Genomic DNA, 16496 nt, shown 5'->3' with positions numbered 1-16496 from the left:
ACGGGGACAAAGCTCGTGTTTTTTATCAGAGCGTATCAGTCTTAAAATAGTAGGTCACGAAAGAAAATACGGTTACAGTTTATATCCAACGGAAATACCATACACGGTATTCCTGAGCTTCCCGTCAGGTTTTGCCTCACCGACATCGGGCCGGAGATTTGAAACCCCGAATTGGGCATTGAATTGCACCGAAAATTTGCGCAGGAATTCGTATCCCGCAAGGAAATTGACACCAAAGTCCCATGGTTTACCATATAGATAATTACCAAATTCACCGTCGGCGACGTCGTTTTTGAAGATGACATCGCCATGGGGTTCAATCATGATGTCACCAATGGCAACCTGCCCCTGATCCGCTTCCCATTTGCCACCGGTTCCGTATGCAACATAGGGTCCCGCCCCGACAATCAGGTTACCATTTCCTATTTGAGGCTTATAAAGCACATTAACAGGCACTTCAACATAGGAAGCAGTTGCTTTGAATTCGCTGTCGGATGAGGCTAACCAGCCTCCGTCCTGCTTGAACCCTTTTCCGGAGTATAGGGCGGCTGGTTGTATGTAAAAATCCGTAGCAATGGGAATATCCACCGTGAGGCCGATCTGAAAACGTGGTATCATTCCCGTTTCCTGCTTGTCGCCCTGCTCATCAACCAGATGGACACCCGATAGGTTCATTCCGGCCCGGACGCCAACTTTTGTTTGGGCGGCTGTCGTATGGACGAAAATGGTCACGACAAAAAGCAATGCTGCAATTGGTAAAGTGTTTTGGTGCATAACAAAATTTTAGTGAACTGGCTATTTTAATAAGGAAACGGCACAAATATCGGAAATGCTACAGCCAGAACCAATAATAATGTATTCAAACTGAATTACCATCCACAGCTAACCGCTAAAAAAACAGATTATTTATGGAAAACTGCCGTAAGGCAGCCTTCCAACTTTTAAACGCTAAGACTTATGGAAGAAAGCAAAGAACAGCAGGCGATGCACCGCTTCCTGCAATTCGGCATATACCTGTCCGTAGCACTCGACATCCTAATGTTCGTCTATGCCGAAAATCTCGTGGCAAGTCAAACAGGCGAACGCTACGGCTTCTCGCATTTTCTGGTGCGTATGGCACGGATACCCATATATCATTACCCGATCCACAGCAAGCTCTTTACCCTGATCCTGATCTGCCTCGTGTCCATCGGTACGCTCAGCCGCAAGCAGAAAGACCTTAATCCAAGGAATGCCATTACCTACCCATTGGTAGCAGGCTTGATGCTCCTGGCCACAAGCCTCTGGTTTTACGGCAGATCCGGAACCTCGCCATTGCCCTACACCAGCTGGTACGATCTGGGCTACATAGCATGCACGCTGGGAGGAACATTGCTCCTGCACGTCGCCATGGACAATATATCCAAGATCATCAGCTCCAAACTCGGCAAGGATAAGTGGAACGTCGAAGAGGAATCCTTCATGCAGCCCACCAAACCGCGGATCACGCCCTATGCGGTCAACATCCCCATGCTCTTTTATTATAAAAAAAAGGTACGCAAGGGTTTTATCGTGCTGGAGAACTTATTTCGTGGCCTCCTCGTGATCGGGACACCCGGATCGGGCAAGAGCTTCTCGGTCTTTATGCCGATCCTGCGCCAGCTCGTGGCCCTCGAATGGACGCTCTGCGTATTCGATTTCAAGTTCCCGGATCTTGGTCAGGTCACCTATTACCATTACCTGCTCGGCAAACAACAGGGTAAACTGAAAGGCTACCAATTCCATGTCATCAACCTGAACGAGCCGGAGAAGAGCAGGCGCATCAACCCTTGGCGGAGCGACTACCTGCAGACCCTGGCCGAGGCATCGGAAACCGCCGAGGCCTTGGTGGAAGCAATGAAAAAAGGAGACAAGGCGTCCGGGAGCGATCAGTTTTTCACGCAGTCGGCCGTTAACTTCTTAGCGGCATGTATTTACTTTTTCAGCAAGCACGACGGTGGCAAATATTCCAGCTTTCCGCACGTACTGGCATTCCTCAACCGCTCCTACGAAGAAATATTTACGGTGCTGTTCAGTAACAAGGAACTCGAATCCCTGCTTTCACCCTTCATGACCGCATACAAGGCACGGGCATTTGACCAGCTCGAGGGACAGGTCGGTACGCTCAAGATATTTATCAGCAGGCTGGCCACCAAGGAAACCTTCTGGGTGTTCTCCGGTGACGACTTCGACCTCAAGATCAGCAACCCCCAAGCGCCGTCCATCCTTATACTGGCCAGCAACCCGAATACGCAGAGCACCAACTCCGCATCCTATTCGGTGGTCATCAACCGGATCACCAAACTGATCAACACAAGGGGCAATATCCCGGTCGGTCTGGTGGTCGACGAAGCGCCGACTTTATACCTGTATAAGGTCGAAAACATCATCTCACAGGCCAGAAGTAACCGCGTCAGTGCCATTTTGGGGGTTCAGGGACTGACCATGTTCCGGCAGCAGTACGGCAAGGAAACAGCGGATACGATCACCTCCATCGTCGGGAACATCCTCAGCGGATCGATCCGCGATAAGGACGGGCTCGAATGGATGGAACGTCTTTTCGGGAAAGTAAAACAGATGGGCGAAAGCCTATCCATCGACCGGACAAAAACATCCCTGTCGATAAACGAAAAACTCGAACCGCTCATCCCTGCGGGCAAGATCGCATCGCTCAAAGCGGGCGAAATGGTCGGCATCCTCGCCTCGGATGCTGTGGAGGAATACACCGGACAGTTCGAGACTTCGGCCGTCAACTGCCGTATCGACCTTGACCTCGGGGCCATCAAGGCCGAGGAAGAAGCCTACCGGGAACTGCCCGTGTTCTATGATTTTGGTGGACGGAAGGACGAAGTCCTTTTGCAGAATTTTTATCGGATCAATGCCGAGGTCATGGACATCGTTTCCGGGTTCAGGCCGCCGACACCTCCACGCCCGCAGCCAGCACGCACTGGATCCATGCGGCCGGGTTTCAGGCAGTAGATCAATCAATTCATCTTAATAAAAAACATTATGGAAAATTTGATAGGAAAACCCGTGCTGGTGCATCCCATGCTGACCACAGACCCTGCGGACAGGCAGGGGCACCTCGGAACGATTTCCCACGTAAGCTATGACAATGAAGTCATAGAGGTCAGCTTTGCCGATGCACGCCGGTCGCTCTATGCCAGCGATGCACTGCTGGTACTCAAGCCGCATAACGAGCTGTACCGCGACATGATGGAGGCCTTACGGCACATGGAAGCCCAAGATTTCAAGACCCTGCTCCGCATCAGTATGTTGCTCGAGAACGGAACCCCGCGCCAGCAGCACGAGGCCCTCGGCATGGCACTGGCAAACGAGCAGACCCTGCGCTTCGCCACCATGCCCCTGTCCAGCAGGCTGGAACTGACCCTCCCGCAGGACAGGGATGCCCTTTGGGAGAAAGGACTGGGAAGGTGACCCGGCTGATCCCACGCACCGGAATGCTGCTCGCGATATTGGCCTTGATGCTCCCATCGCACGGACAGGTCGCACAGACCCATACCATCAAGAGCATCGCACTTTATCCTGTAATACCCAAACCAACATTGACGGATCTTCCTGTGTCCGCGACGTTCCATGCATCGATACCTGCCGTACCTAAACCCATACCATCCGCGCCCGGCATTAGCCTGCCACTGGAAGAATACCGGATCACCTCACCGTTCGGCTGGCGGAAACACCCCATAACCGGCATGCCCGACTTCCACAACGGCATCGACCTTGCCGCACGTGGGCAGGCAGTGCGCAACATCATGGACGGGACGGTGGCCGAAACCGGCTACCACAGGAACCTGGGCAATTTCGTGCGCATCGACCACGGCGATGTGCTGAGCGTCTACGGTCACCTCTCGCGCATCATCGTGGTACCGGGACAGCAGCTTACCGCAGGATATCCTATCGGCAGGACCGGCAGATCAGGTCGGGCCACGGGCGAGCACCTGCATTTCAGCATACACGCTGGCGGCACCTACATCAACCCATGGAAGTTTTTGCATGGACTTATCCAACAGATCGATAACGAACACTAATCATTTTTTATGGACAATCAATTCAACGAAAACGAGCTCCCCATAGGGGAATTACGGAAAATCGGACTGATCAGGAACGGCAGGCCAGACCTATCGGAGGAAGATCTCGGTGCCCTGCTCACAGGACACCGGACAGACCTCATCACCCTCCGCGACCTCAACAGCGATGGCATACACATCAAAAAGATGGATGCCAAGCTCTCGCTCGAACGAACCCCGGATGGCCACATCACCCTCCAGCTGCACCCCATCTACCGAGACATCAAGAAACATCCGCTGCTGCTGGATGCCGAAGCGGAACAGCTCGAGCAGGGCACGCTCACCCATGTCCTGAAGACCTATCAGGCGGGGGACGGAAAGAAAAAGTCGTGGGTCATCGAGTACGACCCGGAAACCAGGGAATTCATATCCACTGACCCTACCAAAGTGAAGGTTCCGGCAAAGATCAATGGCGAGAAGCTGTCCGACCTCCAGAAAGAGCAGTACCGCAACGGCGATGTCCTCCAGCTTTCCGAGGGAACGCGCCTGCAACGCCGCGCTAGCAGCCGTAGCGGGGTAACCTCCAACCGCGACGCACTCATGTACTCGCTCATCCTCGATGGTGGGATTTCCTACCTGTTGCTCCGTGGCCTTCGTAATCTCTTCGGTAACAAAAATGGCCAGAAGGACGCTTATACTGAGGGCTATCAAAGAGCGATGCTGGACATGCAGCAGTGGCAGCGATCCAAAAACACAGCGGTACAAGCATTCGATCCCGCACAGGAGCTGGAACAACAGGAAAGGAACCTGGGCAAAAGCCGTTCCCGTTAGGCGTCCATGCTGTCGTTGCAGCATATTGACAGCCGGGTACGGGACTACTTTGCAGCGTGGATGGACATCACCCCCGCAGGTACACCGATCCTCAAGGTGATGGACAGTGCAGCGGAACCGCACATGGCAAGGCAGCATTTCCTTTTCCACACCGCGATCGATGCTCTCTGTTTCTGTCACCTCCATCCCCAGTTGCTCGGCAGGCCCGGTAGTAATGTATTTACCGTTATTGGACTATTGCCCACCGCCACGCAGCTACTTGCACTGAGGTATCGCTATCCCAACGCCAGGACGGTCGGCGTGTTCGACGACGACCTCTGTGGCAAGGTGCTCGACTGCAAGGCCGCCCTATGGCTGATGCGCAGGGATACCGTCTTTAGGCTGGACGACGGGCAGGTCGTCTTTTCCCACAGGGGCGGGCAATTGCGCATCCCCGTGCCGGAATTTTCCCTGCACCGCTTCCGCGTGCTCACCGGACTGCGATCCGCCTACCGTACCATCAAACCAAAGGGAGCGGTATCATTTTCGGCCATGCTGGAAGCGCATGTCCGCCTGCAGGACCAACAAATCAATACACCATGATACCCGAACAATTCAAACAGAACACCAACCTCGAGATCAGGGTCTTCGATTTTCCCGTACAGGTCAATTACCGGTTCTACTGGCCCGATAAAAAGGCGGAAGACCAGAAAGACCCATTGATCAGCCACATCGAATACCGCGCGGAGTCCGGCATCATCAGCGAAACCGGCTACCGTTCCCATTTCTTCCATACGCAGGCCCTTGACGGCACGGATTACGCCTCCATCGGGGAACTGGTGACCGCCATCGGCGAAAACCTCGCCATCGAGAACGGCTACAAACTGCCGCATCGGGGTCAGATGACCCTTTTCTGACCGCTTACTGAATTTTTTAACCCTTAAAATCAAAACAACATGAACGAGAACAATCTGGAGTACCTCAAGAAAACGCTCGACGGCCTGGGCTTTGGTAGCAGGCTCAACGACGTGCTGGAAACCGCCATCCGGCGCGAGATGCCAGCTTTCAGCCTCGGCATCACCAGCGAGCGCAGGCCGCTGGACGCAAAGGATATGAACGCCCCGCGTACCGACCACCTTTCCTTCGCCATCAACTTCAACCGATCCAAGGACAGCGACATGTATTTCCTCAATACCTATGACGTGACCTTACGCAAAGCGGACAATCCCATAGTGATGTCACAGCGCTTTGACCTGGCGCGGGATCATCGGATTACCGCACTACAGGCCCACAAACTGCTCTCGGGATTATCGCTCGAAAAGGAGGTTTTCCTGCGTGCCAGGGACGATGGCCAGCAGCAGGGTACACAGCCCGATAAGGTGAACATGTGGTTCAAGCTCAACCTCGATATCACCGATGCTTATGGCAACCATCCCCTGCGTACCTTCCGGCCGGAATACGGTTATGATCTTGCCGATGCCCTCGGCAAATATCCCCTCAAGGGATTGGATACCGCCGAAAAAGTGCAGGAAGCCCAGGCCACCCTACGAAACGGCAACTATTTCCATGCCGAGTTGACCATCGGGAAGAAGAACGTCCCCGTGTCCATCGCCGCCAATCCCCAGATGAAGACCATCGACATCTATGATAAGAACAGGGTGGAGATACGCGATGAGGCCATATTCCCCGAAAGGGCTGCCGCAAGGGACAAAGAAAGGCAGCAACAGGCAACTGCCGAAAACCCTGCCCATCATACGGGGCGGCAGGCCGAACCGTTGCCCTGGGAGCAGGAGCCGGAACAGCAGGAAGGCCAGAAGCGGGGGCGGTAGCATATGGCCAACTATTGCTCCAACTCCGTGACGTTCTCAGGGGCGAACAGCGATAAGGCATTGGCGTACTGTGCTTCCCTGGAATATAATTCGCCACCGTTCCTTGACATCTCCATTTACCGCGACTCGTTCAATTTCGAGTCGCGGTGGTCACCACCGATCGCTGCACTCAACCGCCTTGCAGAGCAGTTCGACGTCAGTTACAACCTGACCTACAGGCCTCCATACGAAGACCGTGCTTTCTTTGAATATATCTGTTTGCAGCAGGTTGCCCTCGAGCCTTCCGCCGAACATATCCGGCAGGTCATCAACAAGGCGCAGACCGGCGGGCAACTCAAAGAAGCCGGGGAATTGGTGGATGGCCTGCTCCGGGATCGCTCTTTCAAACTCCCGGAACTAGGTCTTTTTGCCTGCCTGTTGCAAAAACGTACCGACCAGCTGACCCTGGACAATTCACGTACGCAGCTTCCCTGGGAATTCGGCGATACTTCCACGGACAGGAGCAGACAACGTTAGGACAGGTTCTCCCATTGCCCTGTAGGACTGCGGAACGTCCTCGCCGCCGCGCACCACGCTATCGCCGGGTGCGTTCGTGCGCCGGGCCGACCGCAGACCTTCGGACACCCGCGCGTGGACTTAAAAGGTACGCCCAGCCACCCGGCAAGCTTCACCTGTACCTTTTAAGACCACGCCTTTTACCAATCCACAGGACCACCCCATGACAGGGGAAAAGACGACCACACCTTTAAAACCATTGCATATGAAACGCATATTCCAACGGATCGACCGGATTAGGGGATCCGGCTCCGCCACCCTCAACCTCGAACCCTCTTCGCCGCACTACCACCTCAACGGCAGGCGTTTCCCCGTACACAGCATGGGCATGCCCGATATCAAGTGCCGGGTCACCCTGCTGGTGGACGGCCAGCTGATGGACTTTACCATCAATGACATTCTCTGATACAATCACACCTTATATATAGTATACATGACCAAGATCAGGCTCCGGACTCCCATCAGTTATTATGGCGGCAAGCAGAAGCTCGCCGCCCGGATCATATCACTCATCCCCCGGCACACCCTTTACTGCGAACCCTTCGTTGGTGGGGCCGCCATCCTTTTCGCCAAGCGCCCCTCCAGGGTCGAGGTCATCAACGATACCAACCGCGAATTGGTCAACTTCTACCGTGTGGTCAAGCAGGATTTTACCGGCCTTGAGGCTGAGATACGTACCAGCCTCCATAGCCGTGACCTGCACCGCAAGGCCTGGGTTATATACAACAACCCCGATCTGTTTTCCGATATCAAACGGGCATGGGCGGTATGGATGCTCAGCGCCCAGTCCTTTGCCGGCATGCTCGACGGCAGCTGGGGATTCGACGTGACCAATAATACGACCACCAGGAAGATCAACACCAAAAGGGACGGGTTCACCAAGATATTCGCTACCCGGCTGCAACGGTGCCAGATGGAATGTGCCGACGCCCTCTACGTCATCGCCAGCAGGGATACGCCCGAGAGCTTCTTCTACTGCGATCCGCCGTATTATAATTCCGACCTCGGCCATTATGACGGGTACAGCGAACGGGATTACGAGGAACTGCTCTACCTGCTCAGCAAGATACAGGGCAAATTCCTGCTTTCATCCTATCCGTCACCCCCACTGGAGCGATACACGAAAAAGTATGGCTGGCAGAAATGGTCGGTCAGGCAGAAGGTATCGGTCAATGCCAAGGGCGGTGACCAGAAAACCAAGACCGAGATGCTCGTGGCCAATTATCCCATCGGCGAACAATTGGAGGCCGATTTCGATGAACACTTAGATAGGGAAGATGATGGAACAATATGAAAGACCGACAGTCGATCCCCGTGCCTTGTTCTACCATGGTACACACGCCTTCTTCGAGCGGTTCGAGGATACATTCAGGGGCAGCAATACCGCTTGGGACAATACCCTGCACGGTTTTTTCTTTGCAGACAAAAAAGAAAACGCCCTGCTTTTCGGCGATACGATCATCACCGCCCATCTCGACATCAGGAATCCCATCGACCTGCGGCTGCATTCCATTTTTAGCGATGAAAGCCAGGCATCCACCATCTGGGAAATCCTAACCGGGGACAAGCTGGACAATGCCACGGCGCTCCAGACCATCTACGATGAGATCAGCCTCGGGGAACTGGGCGAAATGCGCGATGGCCTCAACAACGAGGATGCGCACGGAATGATGATCGCCGCCGGATATGACGGCATTTTATCCGATCTCGGCAATGAGCAGGCGGAATATGTTGTGTTCAGGGCATCCCAGATCGAAATCCTTTCCATTGACAGGCCATTGTCGGTCGGGCGTAACCGCTGACGCCCCGGCGCATTGCCTTTACCGGTAAAAAGAACAAAGCAGCGAGGTATGAACCCTATAAATTACCGATTATGGCGAACTGGTGCAACAACATCGTGATATTTACGGGAGAACCCCGGAAACTTGAGGAAATGGAACAGATGTTCCAAGCAATGGCCTCCCGGGAAAAGGAAACCGGTCGAGGCCAGCTACCACCGTTCATACAATCGGACGATGGCTACCTGTTTGACATCTATCTCGAAGAAGGTACCTTTTATTATGACACGAGATGGGTGCCCAACACGGAAATCCTCGTACAGACAGCCGACCATTTCAAGGCCGGGTTCATGCACATGTATTCGGAGTTCGCTATGGGGATATTCGGCGAGGCAAACTATGGGCAGGGCATACTGACCGACTCCCGTCTCGATTATGAGGATTTTTCCCGCTTTGAATATGATGAAAGCGGCGTATACCTTTTTGAAGGCCAATCCTACGAAACCGATATGGAAATCCTCGAACTCTTGCTGGAAAGGAAGAAAACCGGACCGGACAGCCCCCGGGGCCTTACAAGGTAAGGTCTGTTACGGGCAAAAAAGAAAAATACCCCACCGGGGCATCACATAAAACCTTCTGAAATCTTGCGGCGGCGGGAACCAATAACCTGCCGCCCGGCATCAATAATGTCTTCCGCCACGGTTCTGCGAACGCAGCCACTCATCGAACAGTTCCTCGCGCTGCCTGCGCCGTGCATTCTCCCTATCCCGATTCCCCTCGCCACGCACGAACAGTACCCACACCCCAACGACAACAGCAAATACCGGCCACGGATTGGACATCGTCGTCGCAGCGAGCAGGGCTCCGGCGGAAAACATGGCGGTGATGCATAAATAGATAAAAGTCTTCATGGTATTGCCTCCTTGATTACACTACAAATATACATAACAATGTGCTGTATATCAACTGATTGTTGATTTATTTTCAGTTCTATCAACCATTCTCTCACTACCCCAGACACCCACCTTATGAAATACGTTAAAAAGGAAGATATAACACGGAAACACGATGTCACAGTGCAGGAAGTCAAGGCGATCCCGATGTTCGCCCATTTTACCGACGAACAGGCAGAAGAGGTCATACGCACTGTCAAGACTTTTGTCGAAATCGCACTCGAATGTTACAAAAAACAGAAAGAAAATCAAGGTAAAAACACTGATATTTAGTATATTAGAGCACTATTTAATACTGACGTTTTAATTGTTCGCTTATGTCCGAAACACTTTTTTTTGACACCTTTGCAAAAGGAAAAAAAGAACCCAAGGTATTGAAGAGCAGCAAGGACTGCGTGATCTACACACGGGTGAGCAGCAGCCAGCAGGCCGACAACCTGAGCCTCGCCACGCAGCTCAAAGCCTGTACGCTCTACGCCGAAAAGATGGGGTACAACCTCGCCGCCACCTTCGGTGGAACCTACGAAAGTGCGGAAACCGACGAAAGGAAGCAGTTTACCGCCATGATCGCCTTCGTGAAGAAGTTCAAGGGAAAGATATCCTACATCCTGGTGTACAGCCTTGAGCGCTTTTCCCGCAATGACAATTCCATCTGGCTCACCAATGAGCTGCGGAGGCTTGGTATCGAGATCATATCGGTAACGCAGCCCATCGACACCTCCAACGCATCCGGACAGATGCAGCAGAAGATGCTCTTCCTGTTCGGGGAATTCGACAACCAGCTGCGCAGGCAGAAATGCATGGCAGGTACGAGGGAAATGCTCCTGCGTGGGGACTGGCCCACACAACCGCCCATGGGTTACGAGGTCACCAGGCAAAATGGCAAACGCAAAATAGTGGCCAATGCCAAGGGCAGGCTCATCCGCCAGGCGTTCCACTGGAAAGCCCACGATAACCTTTCCATCGAGGCCATAAGGGCAAGGCTTGCCGAAAAGGGCCTAAAGGTCTGCCACCAGCATATGTCCAAGATACTACGCAACCCATTCTATTGCGGCATGATGGTACACAACATGCTGGAGGGAAAGGTCGTGGAAGGGAACCACGAGGGACTGGTCTCACGCGAGGTCTTCCTGAAGGTAAATGGCCTGCTCAAGGAAAACGCGCAGGGATACCGGATCAACGGGGAAAACTCGGAGATTCCGCTCAAGCGTTTCCTGGTATGCGACCACTGCGGAAAGCCCATGCGTGGTTATATTGTAAAGAAAAAGAACCTGCATTATTACAAATGCAGCACAAAAGCATGCAATAACAATAAAAGCGCAAACGCGCTCAATACGCTTTTTGAGCGTATACTTCATACATTTAAGGTGGATAAGGCCAAAGGCATGATCGAGGTAGTATACAAGCAGGCTATCGTCAAATTCAACGAACTGACCACAGGGGATCAGGACGACTACCGTAACCTGCAGGACCAGCACACCGAAGTCCTAAAAAAGATCAACAGGCTGGAGGAACGTTACGTTGAGGAAGAAATTGGAGGTGACCTGTACCGGAAATACCGGAAAAAATACGATGGGGAAAAGGCCGAAATCGAGGAAAATCTGATGAAGCTCTCCCGACAGGTGTCGAACCTTGACGAGAACGTCGGTTTCGCCTTGCAATTCGCTCTTGAATTGCCCTTAAAGTGGGTTTCTGCCGACTATAACACCAAAAAACGTATCCAGTTTCTGCTCTTCCCGGAGGGTATCAGCTATAGCAAGAAAACAGACGAATGTCGAACCCCGAGGATAAATCTGATATTCTCATATATCGCTTATTTTCAGCAACTTATAACCAATAAAAAAAGAGGCATACCAGAATTAGGTCTGGATTTTGCCTCTTTCGCAACTTTGGTAGCCCCGAGCAGAATCGAACTGCTATCAAATGTTTAGGAAACATCTATTCTATCCGTTGAACTACGGGGCCCTCGCCGCATGTTTTCAGCAGGAGCAAAAATACTTATTTTTAATCCTTAATTACAATAATTAAAAACTATTAACAATCCGCTTAACAAATAGATTTTAACTATTCTTTATCGAGATATTCGATTCTTTTACACTATTAAAAAGTTTACTTTTGTAACACAAAAAGAAAGAATATATAATATGAGCTTTACAGGTAAAAATTTCCCTAACATTACGGTTGACGCGATCGACTACTTAGGTGACAACTTCACACTTAACATTTTTGAAAAGGCAAAATCTGAAGGTAAAAAAGTACTATTGTTTTGGTACCCTAAAGACTTTACTTTTGTTTGCCCCACTGAACTGCACGCTTTCCAAGAAGCTTCCGAAGAATTAGCAAAAAGAAACACCATTATTGTTGGTGCTTCTTGCGACTCTGCCGAGGTTCACTTTGCATGGCTAAACACGGCAAAAGACAATGGAGGAATCGAAGGAGTAGAATACCCTATCATTGCTGATACAAATCGTAACCTTTCAAGTGTCTTAGGCATCTTGGAAATGAACGAGGTAGAACACCCGGAATACGGTACTCTAGTAGAAGGATCTGCTGTCAGTTACCGCGCAACATACTTAATCGACGAAGACGGTAAAGTATTCCATGAGTCCATAAACGATATGCCTTTGGGTCGTAACGTAAAAGAATATATCCGTTTAGTAGACGCTTATACTCATGTTCAAAAACATGGTGAAGTTTGTCCAGCAAACTGGGAAGAAGGAAAAGACGCTATGAACGCTACACGTGAAGGTGTTGCTTCATACCTTTCAGCAAACTAATTATTTGTATTAACAAGGGGGGAGGATATTTCATTCTCCCCTAATTAAAATATTTTATCATGCTATTAGAATTAGAAAATGACTCTTTACAAGAACTTGTAAACAACAATGAGACTGTATTGGTTCAATACGCAGCATCGTGGTGCGGAAACTGCCGCATTATGAAGCCTAAGTTCAAAAAAATGGCTGCTGAAAACGAAAAAATATCGTTCGTAATCGTAGATGCCGAAAAATACCCTGAGTCAAGAAAACTCGCGAACGTAGACAACTTACCAACGTTCGCTGCATTCAAAGGAGGCAAGTTGGTAAATCAAGTACAAACAAACAAAATTGACGGATTAACAGGTTTATTGAATGAAGTTACCAGTAATTAAACATTTACTCGAGTTTATTGAGCAAAACGACGCTGACTTCGTATTAGAATCTATTGAAACGCTTGAAGCTTTAACCGAGGTGTCTTCTTTAAAAGATGAAGAGCTCGACGTAATTGGCGAATTAATATCCAATATGTATGGTGCAATCGAAGTCGATAAATTAATAAAAGACGGAGCTCCTAAAAAAGACGCGTTAAACAATTTTATGAAACGCGTATTGGGTTCGATCGATAAATAGTACGCAACTATTGACGAATAAGGCTTTCTTCAACGCCGTTGTTCATAACTTCTCCTTTGTGGAAAAGTTTTATACAAGTATACGAAAAAGCTATTATTATTTATCCTACTTTTACTAACACTAAAGGTTACTATTTTAAAACTGAGGACTATTACTATTTGGTTTTTACAAAATTCACCGTGTGAATTGGAAGTTTTAGACAAAAGATTTTTAATTGTTGGTAAAAGGAATCAAATGGCGATTTGATTCCTTTTATTTTTTGTCCTGCACGTCGATTGTCGACACCTAACCCTTCAAAAAATCGGCTATAAGCACAACCAAGTCCTCACCCTTTACGAGACATAGACCGGTTACATGCATAGACAAGCAACGCTCACATACACCGTTTCTACACTGCTTCGAAAAACAATTAACTATTACCGGTGGGCAGGTGGTAAAAAATTTGCTATTTTTAGGGCTATGTGCAGAAGTTACTTTATATTATTCATATCCTTATTCGTTGCAAGCCTCGCGCAGGGGCAATCATCCACTCCCCTTAATTCGTCGGAAATCTTACTCAGAATGGAACGGCTGAACGTACTCGGGACGGCCCTATATTTTGCCGCACATCCGGATGACGAAAACACAAAACTTATCGCATACCTCGCTTCCGAGCGAAAAGTGCGCACCGCTTATCTATCGTTAACCAGAGGTGATGGAGGACAAAATCTGATCGGCACGGAGCAAGGCGTCGAACTCGGATTAATCCGAACACAAGAACTGCTTCAGGCGCGTAAGGTCGACGGCGGTGAGCAATATTTTTCCTCGGCCTACGACTTCGGTTTTTCAAAAACATACGACGAGACATTCCGTTTTTGGCAAAAACAAGAAGCGTTGCGTGAGGCTGTTTGGATCATCAGAAAATTACAGCCTGATATAATCATTACTCGCTTTCCGCCCGACGAAAGAGGGGGCCACGGACACCACCAGGCATCCGCTATACTCGCCCAACTTGCCTACACGGCCGCAGCGAACCCCGATATGTTTCCCGAGCAATTAAAGCAGGTTTCTCCTTGGAAGGCCACTCGTCTTATATGGAATACTGCAAACTTTATGCGCATGCAAGGGAGCCAGGGGCAACTAAAAATCGATATCGGAGCATTTAACCCTTTGTTGGGGAAATCTTATGGAGAAATATCTGCCATCAGCCGCTCGCAGCACAAAAGCCAGGGTTTCGGTTCCGGTGCGACAAACGGGCTCTCGGTCGAGTCATTCGAGCATGTCGAGGGCAAGCGCGCCAGCGAAGATCTATTCGATTCGATCGACTTGAGCTGGGGAAGAGTGCCCAATGCCGATCACGTGCAGCCGCAAGTCGAGCAGATCATAAAAAGTTACGACCCGAATTCCCCTCAGAACTCCATTGCTGGTTTAGCAAAACTTTGGAAAGAAATTCAAAAACTAGACGAAGGCTACTGGAAAACACGTAAAACCCAAGAGGTAGAAAGTCTGCTGCTAGCTTGCGCGGGTATAAAAGTAGAATCAATTGCGGACCGAGGCCGAATAACTCTCGGCGAAACCACGGATTTTAATACGGAGATTATAGTCCGTAGCCCACACGTCGACGTTACCCTTGAACGTATCGACAACAACGTACTGGACAAAAAGATTCCATTTAACGAATCCCTGCAGATTAAGGGAAGTTACACCGCGACCAAAATCACGCAACCTTATTGGCTGGAGAAACCCGTAGGAAAAGGGAAATTTGATGTTGAGCCCCAAAATATTGGTTTTCCGAGCAACCCAGATCTGCCCAGCAGCGCTATTACTATATGGGTGGGAGGAGTCCGCCTGACGGTAAACACGCCGATCCAGCACCGTCTGATTGATCCTGTGCAGGGCGAAGTATATTCCTTCTTAGAGATCGTTCCGCAGATCACCGCCTCCATAACGGGCAACCAGCTGATTAGAAAAGGGCAGGCCAAAACAATCGTTGTTCAGTTTAGCAACAACACCGGCCAGGCCAAACAGACGAAGGTAGCCATAGATCTATCGGCTAAGCGCTGGAAAATTAGCCCCCAAGAAATAGTGTTGGATTTCGATGAAAACAATCCAAAAATCACCAAAATGCTGCAGGTTGAGGCTTTGGGGGATCAGCATGGTGATAGCGCCACACTCAGCTTCCGCTACCAGGGAGATGAATTAAAAGATCTTCACCAAATTCGTTACGACCATATTGCCCAGCAGGTCTGGTTTCCTCCAGCGCGCGCGACATTACGCACCATTGACCTTGTAAACCCCATAGAAAAGGTGGCGTATATCGCAGGCGCGGGCGATCTGGTGCCCGAGGCCCTACGCAACATCGGAACCCAAGTAGATATCATTGATGCGAGCAAACTCTCGCTGGATCAACTAAAAGGCTACCAGGCGGTAATCATGGGCATTCGTGCAATGAATGTTAATCCATACCTTGCGGATAAACTCCCTATCATATATGCCTATGTGGAACAAGGTGGTGTTGCACTTATGCAATACAACGTGAATAGCCGTTTACAGAAAGAAAAATTTGCTCCGAAACCATTTACATTAAGTCGCGCACGGGTCACCCAAGAGGATGCTAAAGTAACGTTTACCGATCCGTCCGATCCGCTGTGGAGCTACCCAAATAAAATCACCGCAAAAGATTTCGATGGGTGGGTGCAAGAAAGGGGCCTCTACTTTGCTCAGGATATCGATCCTGCCTACAGCACGCCTCTAACAATGGCCGACACGGGCGAAGATCAGCACAACGGCTCACTACTGATTTTAAACCACGGAAAAGGAAAATTCGTATATACTTCCATATCTTTTTTCCGACAATTACCCGCCGGAGTTCCCGGAGCTAATAGATTATTTGTAAATTTGTTAACAAAATAAAAAATAGACATAATATCAAAATGGAAAATCAAGTAGAAGACAACGTACAATTGAACGACAAAGGCCTTATCCTTGTAATTGGAACTGTGTTTGGAGCCTTAATATCTATCGTGACTACCGGTACATTATTAGGATTTATCATAGGCGCTATAATCGGATTAATTTTCGGCATTTTCTTTATTAGTGCATTTCTACCACATAAACCACATGACAGATAGGGGATTTCCACCACTCGTAACAACCT

The 16496-nt window shown here is 50.1% G+C and carries 21 protein-coding genes, 1 tRNA gene and 1 pseudogene; 19 read left to right on the top strand and 4 right to left on the bottom strand.

The features are described from left to right. Window positions 1–72: 72 nt before the first annotated feature. Window positions 73–774 (bottom strand): porin family protein, encoded by a 702-nt coding sequence (locus FM107_RS03040; protein ID WP_086947032.1) that lies wholly within the window; start codon window positions 772–774, stop codon window positions 73–75. Window positions 775–957: 183 nt separating this feature from the next. On the opposite strand from FM107_RS03040, the gene FM107_RS03035 reads away from it, so the two are divergent. From FM107_RS03035 to FM107_RS02980, 12 genes are all read left to right on the top strand, one after another. Further along, window positions 958–2997, top strand: a complete 2040-nt coding sequence (locus FM107_RS03035; protein ID WP_086947031.1) for a TraM recognition domain-containing protein — start codon at window positions 958–960, stop codon at window positions 2995–2997. A 30-nt stretch (window positions 2998–3027) separates the two neighbouring features. Continuing rightward, the gene (locus FM107_RS03030; RefSeq protein WP_086947030.1) at window positions 3028–3456 is read left to right on the top strand and encodes a hypothetical protein; all 429 of its coding nucleotides are present in this window, start codon (window positions 3028–3030) and stop codon (window positions 3454–3456) included. 23 nt (window positions 3457–3479) lie between these two features. Next, complete coding sequence (locus FM107_RS03025; protein ID WP_143559407.1) at window positions 3480–4067, top strand: M23 family metallopeptidase; 588 nt, start codon at window positions 3480–3482, stop codon at window positions 4065–4067. Window positions 4068–4076: 9 nt separating this feature from the next. Further along, window positions 4077–4877 carry a DUF4099 domain-containing protein gene (locus FM107_RS03020; protein ID WP_086947028.1) on the top strand — a complete coding sequence of 267 codons (801 nt, stop codon included), beginning with the start codon at window positions 4077–4079 and terminating at the stop codon, window positions 4875–4877. A 60-nt stretch (window positions 4878–4937) separates the two neighbouring features. Then, complete coding sequence (locus tag FM107_RS03015; RefSeq protein WP_086947027.1) at window positions 4938–5459, top strand: hypothetical protein; 522 nt, start codon at window positions 4938–4940, stop codon at window positions 5457–5459. Then, entirely contained in the window at window positions 5456–5773 is a 318-nt protein-coding gene (locus FM107_RS03010; RefSeq protein ID WP_086947026.1) for a hypothetical protein, read from the top strand. The genes FM107_RS03015 and FM107_RS03010 overlap by 4 nt, the downstream gene beginning before the upstream one ends. Window positions 5774–5812: 39 nt before the next feature. Then, the gene (locus FM107_RS03005; RefSeq protein WP_086947025.1) at window positions 5813–6685 is read left to right on the top strand and encodes a hypothetical protein; all 873 of its coding nucleotides are present in this window, start codon (window positions 5813–5815) and stop codon (window positions 6683–6685) included. A gap of 3 nt (window positions 6686–6688) precedes the next feature. After that, window positions 6689–7201, top strand: coding sequence for a hypothetical protein (locus FM107_RS03000; protein ID WP_143559406.1), 513 nt, complete (start codon window positions 6689–6691; stop codon window positions 7199–7201). A 244-nt stretch (window positions 7202–7445) separates the two neighbouring features. Further along, window positions 7446–7646 (top strand): hypothetical protein, encoded by a 201-nt coding sequence (locus FM107_RS19305; RefSeq protein WP_143559405.1) that lies wholly within the window; start codon window positions 7446–7448, stop codon window positions 7644–7646. A gap of 27 nt (window positions 7647–7673) precedes the next feature. Further along, window positions 7674–8534, top strand: coding sequence for a DNA adenine methylase (locus FM107_RS02990; RefSeq protein WP_086947022.1), 861 nt, complete (start codon window positions 7674–7676; stop codon window positions 8532–8534). Next, a complete protein-coding gene (locus FM107_RS02985; RefSeq protein WP_086947021.1) occupies window positions 8518–9042 on the top strand; it encodes a hypothetical protein in 525 nt (174 codons plus the stop codon). Before FM107_RS02990 ends, FM107_RS02985 begins: the two co-directional genes overlap by 17 nt. Window positions 9043–9113: 71 nt before the next feature. Further along, the gene (locus tag FM107_RS02980) at window positions 9114–9599 is read left to right on the top strand and encodes a hypothetical protein (RefSeq protein WP_086947020.1); all 486 of its coding nucleotides are present in this window, start codon (window positions 9114–9116) and stop codon (window positions 9597–9599) included. A 99-nt stretch (window positions 9600–9698) separates the two neighbouring features. Here FM107_RS02980 and FM107_RS19460 read toward each other — a convergent pair whose 3' ends face one another. Continuing rightward, a complete protein-coding gene (locus tag FM107_RS19460) occupies window positions 9699–9860 on the bottom strand; it encodes a hypothetical protein (RefSeq protein ID WP_179204387.1) in 162 nt (53 codons plus the stop codon). A gap of 186 nt (window positions 9861–10046) precedes the next feature. On the opposite strand from FM107_RS19460, the gene FM107_RS02970 reads away from it, so the two are divergent. After that, complete coding sequence (locus tag FM107_RS02970) at window positions 10047–10244, top strand: hypothetical protein (RefSeq protein WP_086947018.1); 198 nt, start codon at window positions 10047–10049, stop codon at window positions 10242–10244. A gap of 44 nt (window positions 10245–10288) precedes the next feature. Next, a pseudogene (locus FM107_RS20165) lies at window positions 10289–11071 on the top strand (recombinase family protein); the annotation flags it as partial. 15 nt (window positions 11072–11086) lie between these two features. On the opposite strand, the gene FM107_RS19875 reads toward FM107_RS20165, so the two are convergent. Beyond that, a complete protein-coding gene (locus tag FM107_RS19875) occupies window positions 11087–11329 on the bottom strand; it encodes a hypothetical protein (RefSeq protein WP_086947017.1) in 243 nt (80 codons plus the stop codon). Between FM107_RS19875 and FM107_RS20160 the strand changes: the two genes are divergently transcribed. Continuing rightward, window positions 11213–11902 carry a hypothetical protein gene (locus FM107_RS20160; RefSeq protein WP_373407986.1) on the top strand — a complete coding sequence of 230 codons (690 nt, stop codon included), beginning with the start codon at window positions 11213–11215 and terminating at the stop codon, window positions 11900–11902. The two genes, FM107_RS19875 and FM107_RS20160, sit on opposite strands and share 117 nt — an antisense overlap. On the opposite strand, the gene FM107_RS02955 is transcribed toward FM107_RS20160, so the two are convergent. Further along, window positions 11862–11936, bottom strand: a tRNA-Arg gene (locus FM107_RS02955). The genes FM107_RS20160 and FM107_RS02955 overlap by 41 nt on opposite strands. A gap of 179 nt (window positions 11937–12115) precedes the next feature. Here FM107_RS02955 and FM107_RS02950 point away from each other — a divergent pair. The 4 genes from FM107_RS02950 (at window position 12116) to FM107_RS02935 (ending at window position 16252) form a co-directional block, all read left to right on the top strand. Then, entirely contained in the window at window positions 12116–12748 is a 633-nt protein-coding gene (locus FM107_RS02950) for a peroxiredoxin (protein WP_086947016.1), read from the top strand. A gap of 59 nt (window positions 12749–12807) precedes the next feature. Continuing rightward, entirely contained in the window at window positions 12808–13122 is a 315-nt protein-coding gene (locus FM107_RS02945; RefSeq protein WP_086947015.1) for a co-chaperone YbbN, read from the top strand. Continuing rightward, window positions 13103–13360, top strand: a complete 258-nt coding sequence (locus FM107_RS02940) for a hypothetical protein (RefSeq protein WP_086947014.1) — start codon at window positions 13103–13105, stop codon at window positions 13358–13360. Before FM107_RS02945 ends, FM107_RS02940 begins: the two co-directional genes overlap by 20 nt. 561 nt (window positions 13361–13921) lie before the next feature. After that, entirely contained in the window at window positions 13922–16252 is a 2331-nt protein-coding gene (locus FM107_RS02935; RefSeq protein ID WP_256959301.1) for a PIG-L family deacetylase, read from the top strand. Window positions 16253–16496: the final 244 nt, after the last annotated feature.

It is taken from the genome of Sphingobacterium sp. JB170, assembly GCF_900163865.1.
Lineage (GTDB): Bacteria > Bacteroidota > Bacteroidia > Sphingobacteriales > Sphingobacteriaceae > Sphingobacterium.
Note: the sequence above shows the minus strand (reverse complement) of the source record. Positions and strands in the feature narration are given on the sequence as shown.